The organism is Kitasatospora sp. NPDC057512 (genome assembly GCF_042802135.1).
GTDB lineage: Bacteria > Actinomycetota > Actinomycetes > Streptomycetales > Streptomycetaceae > Kitasatospora.
This window is the reverse complement of the sequence record NZ_JBHVET010000499.1, coordinates 1-6,688: the sequence shown is the minus strand read 5'-3', so window position 1 is coordinate 6,688 and position 6,688 is coordinate 1. Positions and strand designations below refer to the sequence as shown.

Here is a 6,688-nt window from a genome sequence, read left to right as displayed (position 1 = left end):
CCGCACCGGCTCCGGCCGCCGCGGAGGCCCCGCACGGGGACCTGGAGGCGGCGCTGCTGGACGACAAGGTGGTCGGCCAGGTGCTGCCGGACGCCAAGGCGATGACCGGGTGGGAGGAGGAGAAGCGGAAGGTCGACACCGCCGACCACCGGGTCACCTGTGCCGGCGCCGCCGCGGCCTCCTGCGCGGGCAAGCCGCTGAGCGGGTCGGTCCGGTTCTCCTCGGGCGACGTGGTCGTCCGCTTCCTGGTGGACACCCTGCCCAGCCGGGACGCGGCCGCGCAGCGGCTGAAGGAGAACTACGCCTCGTACTCCGCCGGGCCGTTCAGGAAGATCGACACCCCGGCGCTGGGCAGCGAGAGCCAGGCCTTCCAGGGGCCGCTGGCCGAGGGCGAGGGCGTCGGCATCGTGGTGCGCTCGGGCACCGTGGTGGCGAGCGTCACCAGCGAGGGCGGTCCGGTGGACGTGACCGCGACGCGGAGGTTCGCGGTGATGCTGGTGAACCGGATCGAACAGGCGCAGGCCGGGAAGACGCCGGACGCCGGGCTCGGCCCGGCCTGACGGAACCCCTCGCCGGGCGGGCAGGGCGCTGGGCTGGGCAAACGGATGTCAGTCGAGCGTGATATGTACTTTTCCCGTGGCCACTGTGTGGCCGTGCGAAGGATACCGATGACGTTCGAGGGGGCCAGACATGCCGCTGTTCCGACGCCGCTCCGGCGGGGAGGGCGCGGGGGACCGGGCCGAGCGGCGCGGGTTCGGCTTCGGCCTCGGCCGCCGGGGAGCCGGATCGCCCGCGCCGGCCGGTGGCGGCGAGCCGCGGCTCGACCCCGCGTACGGGGACGAGTCGGTGCGCCTGATGCTCCGGCAGGCCGCCGCCGGGGACTGGGCCGCGCTGCGCCCCGCGCTGGCCGCCGCCGAGGGCGAGGAGCTGACCTTCCTCGTCGGGGCGATGTCCGACGTGCCCCGGGTCGAGCAGTGGACGTCCCGCGCGCTGGCCGGCGCCCCGGACGACACGCTGCTGCTGTTGCTGTCCGGTGCCCGGCAGATCGCCTGGGGCTGGGAGGCCCGGACGGGCGCCCGGGCCAAGGACGTCACCGAGGAGCGCTGGAAGGCGTTCCACAAGCGGCTGGACACCGCCGAGGAGCAGTTGCTGGAGGTCGCCGAGCGCGAGCCGTCCTGGCACGCCCCCTGGCGGTTCCTGCAGACCAGCGCCCTCGGGGCCTCGCTCGGCCCGGAGGTCGCCACCTGCCGCTTCGAGGCCGCGGTGCGCCGGGCGCCCCGGAACTCGGCCTCGCACTGGGTCAGGCTGCAGCAGCTGAGCGCCAAGTGGGGCGGTTCGCACGAGGAGATGCACGCGTTCGCCCGCTCCACGATGCTCGCCGCCCCGGAGGGCAGCCACCTCGGTGAGCTGGTCGCGGTCGCGCACCTGGAGCACTGGCTGGCCCTCCCGGACGGCGAGGACCGCGCCTACCTGACCAGTCCGGCCGTGGTGGCCGGGCTCCAGGAGGCGGCCTTCCGGTCCGTCCTGCACCCGGCCTTCGAGCCGGCGCGCGGCTGGCAGGGCTCCTTCAACACCTTCGCGATGGCCTTCTCCCTCGCCGACCAGCCCAAGACCGCGCGCCTGCTGTTCGAGGCGCTGGACGGCTTCGTGACCGAGGCGCCCTGGCACTACCTGTCGGGCGATCCGGTCAAGGCCTTCCGCGTCCACCGCGACCGCTGCACCTCGTACTGGCGCTGACGCGCACCGCTACCGACCGCACCGCATCCCGCATCCCGCATCCCGGCACCCACCCGCCGCCCCCACCACCGTCATCCACCACCGTCATCCACCCCGCGATCGAAAGAGCCTCCGGTGTCCCCTACCGACAACCCGACGAGTGCGCACACCTTCCAGGTGGACCTGCGCGGCCTGGTGGACCTGCTCTCCCACCACCTCTACTCCAGCCCGCGGGTCTACCTGCGCGAGCTGCTGCAGAACGCCGTGGACGCGATCTCCGCCCGCCGCGCCCTCGACCCGGGGGCGCCGGCCAGGATCACCGTCCGGGCCGACGACGAGCTGTCCGTCACCGACACCGGCATCGGCCTGACCGAGCAGGACGTCCACACCTTCCTCGCCACCATCGGCCGCAGCTCCAAGCGCGACGCCGACGGCCGGCTCGACGGCGCCGGGCTGGCCCGGGCCCGCGGCGACTTCATCGGCCAGTTCGGCATCGGCCTGCTCGCCTGCTTCGTGGTCGCCGACGAGATCACCGTGGTCACCCGCTCCGCCGCCACCCCGGACGCCCCGGCGATCGAGTGGCGCGGCAGCTCCGACGGCAGCTACACCATCCGCACCCTGCCCGCCTCGGCCAGGCCCGAGCCGGGCACCACCGTCACGCTGGCCCCGCGCGCCGACGCCGCCGAGTGGACCCGCGCCGGCCGGGTCCTCGCCCTCGCCCGGGACTTCGGCAGCCTGCTGCGCCACGACGTCACCGTGGTCGACGGCAACGGAACCGAGCACCGGGTCAACCGCACCCCGCCGTGGGCCGAGCGCCACGCCTCCCCGCTGGCCAGGCGTGACGCGCTCGCCGAGTACTGCCGCGCCGCCTTCGACTTCACCCCGCTCGACACCATCGAGCTGGACCTGCCGCTGGTCGGCCTGCGCGGCGTCGCGTACGTCCTGCCGGACGCCGCCCCGCCCTCGCGCCGCAACGGCCACCGGGTGCACCTCAAGGGCATGCTGCTCTCCGACCAGGCCGACGAACTGCTGCCGGACTGGGCGTTCTTCGTCCGCTGCGTGGTCGACACCGACGGGCTGCGCCCCACCGCCTCCCGCGAGGGCCTGTACGCCGACGAGACGCTGGCCGCCGTGCGGGACGCGCTCGGCGCCCGGATCCGCGACTGGCTGACCGGCCTGTCCGCGAGCGACCCGGCGCTGCTGCACCGCTTCCTGTCCGTCCACCACCTGGCCGTCAAGGAACTCGCCCGCTACGACGACGAGTTGCTGCGGATGATGCTGCCGTGGCTGCCGTTCGAGACCACCGACGGCAACGTCACCCTGGACGAGTTCGCCCGCAGCCACCCGGCGGTGCTGGTGACCAGGACGGTCGAGGAGTTCCGCCAGGTCGCCCCGATCGCCGGCGCGGCCGGGCTCGGCGTGGTCAACGGCGGCTACACCTACGACCACGACCTGGTGCACCGGCTGCCCGAGATCCGTCCCGGCGTCTCCGTCTCCGACCTCGATCCGGGCACCGTCACCGCGCACCTGGACACCGTCGACCCGGCCGCCGAGCTGGCCGCCAACGCCTTCCTGGCGATCGCCCGCGAGGTGGTCGGCCGGTTCGACTGCGACGTCGCGCTGCGCAGCTTCCACCCCACCAACGCGCCCGCCCTGCTGCTCGACAACCGGGAGGCCCGGCACGAGCGCACCCGTGCCCAACTCGCCGACGAGGCGGACGGGTTGTGGGCGGACATCCTCGGCTCGCTGCGCGCGGAGGCGCCCCGCGCCCAGCTGGTGCTCAACCATCTCAACCCGCTGGTGCGCCGCGCCGCCACCGTCACCAGCCGCGAGCTGGCCGTCACGGCCGTCGAGGCGCTGTACGGGCAGGCCGTGTTGATGACCCGCCGTCCGCTCAAGGCCAGCGAGTCCGCGCTGCTCAACCGCTCGTTCATCAGCCTGCTCGACCACGCCATGCTCGGCCACGAAGCCGGCGGGGCGAACGGGGCGGGCGGGGTGAACGAGGCGGGCGGGGAGGCGTGATGCTGGACAGCCCCGACGCGGTGATGGCCGCGCTGCGCGAGAACGACGCCCGTCCGTACGGCCGGACCAGGACCGTCACCGCCGAGGAACTCGTCGACGCAGCAGAGCAGTTCGAGGACACCGGGGTCCGCTCGATGGCCCTGCTGGAACTGATGGAGGCCTACGAGTACGACGGCGAGCGCGGCAAGGGTCCGGTCGTCTTCGCCCGCGTCCTCAAGCTCTGGGACACCGACCCGGACGGCTTCGGCGACTGGGCCCGGCAGCAGGTGCTCTGGCGCTTCAAGTGGGTCGCCGACACGCTCAAGGACAACCCGGACGTCCCGCTCGCGGCGGTGCGGCGCTGGCACACCGAGCTGCGCGACCGCTACCGCGCGGCCGGCCAGGACCTCCAGCCGTACTACGCCCAGCGTTACCACCTGGCCGCGCACACCGGCATCGACGTGCAGGACGCCTACGAGCTGTGGGCGGCCCGCCCGCGCGCCGAGCTGAGCGACTGCCACGCCTGCGAGACCCGCGCCCGCGCCCGGCACCACCTCGCCGCCGGGGACGACGCCCGGGCGCTGGAGGCGCTCGCCCCGGTGCTGGACGGCCGGAGCGGCTGCGAGCAGGAGCCCCACCTCAGCCAGGCCACGGCGCTGCTCGCGCAACTGCGCCAGGGCCGGTCGGACGAGGCCCGCTCGGGCCACCTCGCCGGCTACCGCCACGCCCGCGGCAAGGCCTCGATGCTGGGCGCCGTCGGCCTGCACATCGAGTTCTGCGCGCTGTCCGGCAACGAGCCGCGCGGCCTGGAACTGCTCGCCGAGAACCGCGCCCTGTTCGCGGTCACCGGCGACCCGGCCGCCCGGCTGGACTTCCTGACCGGTGCCGAGGTGCTGGTCGCCCAGCTCGCCCGGGCCGGCCACGGCGGGCTCGCGGTCAGCGGCCCGGCCGGCACGGCCTGGACGGTGGACTCCCTGCTGGCCCACCTGCGTGCCGAGGGCGACGCGCTGGCCGCCCGCTTCGACGCCCGCAACGGCACCGACGCGGTCGGCGCCGGGCGGCGGGCCCGGCTGGCTGTGCAGCCGCCGCTCGCCGAGCCGCTGGCACTGGGCGTGCGGGCCGCCGCCGCTTCCGGGCTGTCGGCCGCCCCGGCGGTCGCGCCCGCGCCGCGCCGGACGGTCGAGTCGGAGCCGGAGGACTTCACCGCCCTGGTGCTGCGGGCCCGCGAGCTGGAGGTGCTCGGCCACCCGGACGCCGACCGGCTGTGGAAGCGGGTCGCCGAGCGCGCGGAGGCCGCGGACTTCGTCCACCCGGAGAGCGCCGAGCTGGGCGGCCCCGAGCGGCTGCGCGCCGAACTCGCCGAGCAGCGGGCCCACGAGGCGCTCCAGCGGGACGCGTACGAGGAGGGCAAGGCCGGGCTGCTGGCCGCCGCCGAGCTGTTCGAGCGGGCGGGGCTGGCCGGGTCGGCGCTGATGTGCCGGGCCCGGACGCTGATCGCGGACCTGGACGAGGGCGACGAGGGAGACGCCGACAAGGGCGAGGAGGTCGCCGGGCGCGGCGGTCGGCGGGCCGACTGGGCGGCGCTCGACGCGGCGCTGGCCCGGGCCGAGGAGCTGCGCGCCGGCGGCGAACTGACCGACGACGACTACCTGATCGTGCTGCAGACCCGCGCCTACGCCGCCCACCACGACCTGTCCGAGACGCTGCCCGATCCCGCCGCCGAGGTGGCCGAGCGCTTCGAGGCGGTGGTCGGCGCCTACCGGCGGACCGCCGTGGAGCTCGGCTCCGAGCGGCGGGCCGCCACCTCCCGGCAGTACACCGCCGACATCGCCGCCCGGCAGGGCCGGCTGGCCGAGGCGGAGGCCGAACTGCGCGAGGTGCTGGCCCAGTTGGACGCGGCCGAGCTGCCCTGGCACACCCCGCGGGTGCTCGGCCTGCTGGGCCAGGTGCTGCTGCAGGGCCACGAGCCGGGCCAGGCGGTCGAGGTCTTCCACCGGGCGCTGGCCGAGGCCGTGCGCTGGGGCGACGACTCCTACCCGTACGCGCCGACGTACATGATGCTCGGCCACTCCTGCCTCCAGGCGGGCGACCTCGGCGGCGCGGTCCGCGCGCTGTCGGAGGCGGCCGCGCGCTACGACCGCAAGGGCGCCGAGGCGGCCGAGGAGGCCGCCCGGGTGCGCCTGCAGCTGGCCGACGTGCTGCGCGACACCGGCCGGGCGGCCGACGCGGTGGCCGTCCTGGAGTCGGTGCTGCTGGACGCGTCGGCGGCGCGGCTGGACGTCCGGATGCTCGCCCAGGGCCGGCTGGACCTCGCCCGGGGCCTGTCCGACCTGGAGGAGCACCGGGACGCCGCCGAGGAGTACCTGCGGCTGGCCGACCTGGTGGCCGGCTGGGAGGACCAGGAGACCCACACCATGGTCGCCTGCGAGGCCACCCTGGCGCTCGCCCGCGCCGAGCGCTGGGACGCCGCCGAGACGGCGCTGGCCCGCGCCCGAGAGGCGCACGGCAAGGCCCCGCAGGTGGACCAGCTGGCCGCCACCCTGCGGGAGCTGGCCCGGCTGACGACGCGGGAGAAGGGCGAGGAGGGGCTGGCGGCCGCGCTCGCCCTGCTGGCCGAGGCGGATGCGGTCGGCGAGGCGGCCGAGCGGTCCGGTGAGGAGTACAACTCCTGGTACCTGCGCGGTGGTTCGCACTACGAGCGGGCGCGTGCGCTGGCCGTCGCCGGGCGGTACGAGGAGGCGCTGGCCGAGGTCGAACGGGCCGTCGCGGAGTACGAGGCGGGCGGGGTGCGAGCCGAGTCCCCGCGGGCGGAGGCCGTCCGGCTGGCCGCGCTGATCGAGGGCAGCGACCTCGGGCGCACGGACGCGGCGGTGGCCCGGCTGGCCGCCGGCATCGCGCGCTGCGAGGCGGCCGGGCTGCCGGAGGCGGCGGAGGTGCTGGCGGAGCTGCGGGAGCGGTTCGCGAACTGACC

General features: G+C 75.8%; 4 protein-coding genes. All 4 read left to right on the top strand.

Annotation, left to right across the window (positions count from 1 at the left end):
• A partial coding sequence (locus tag ACFU6K_RS27430; protein WP_380667368.1) for a hypothetical protein occupies positions 1 to 560 on the top strand: 560 nt, incomplete at its 5' end.
• 130 nt (positions 561 to 690) lie between these two features.
• Positions 691 to 1,737 carry a hypothetical protein gene (locus ACFU6K_RS27425; protein WP_380667366.1) on the top strand — a complete coding sequence of 349 codons (1,047 nt, stop codon included), beginning with the start codon at positions 691 to 693 and terminating at the stop codon, positions 1,735 to 1,737.
• A gap of 114 nt (positions 1,738 to 1,851) precedes the next feature.
• The gene (locus ACFU6K_RS27420; RefSeq protein ID WP_380667364.1) at positions 1,852 to 3,738 is read left to right on the top strand and encodes an HSP90 family protein; all 1,887 of its coding nucleotides are present in this window, start codon (positions 1,852 to 1,854) and stop codon (positions 3,736 to 3,738) included.
• Positions 3,738 to 6,686: a hypothetical protein gene (locus ACFU6K_RS27415; RefSeq protein ID WP_380667362.1), complete on the top strand. Its 2,949-nt coding sequence runs from the start codon at positions 3,738 to 3,740 to the stop codon at positions 6,684 to 6,686. Before ACFU6K_RS27420 ends, ACFU6K_RS27415 begins: the two co-directional genes overlap by 1 nt.
• Positions 6,687 to 6,688 lie beyond the last annotated feature (2 nt).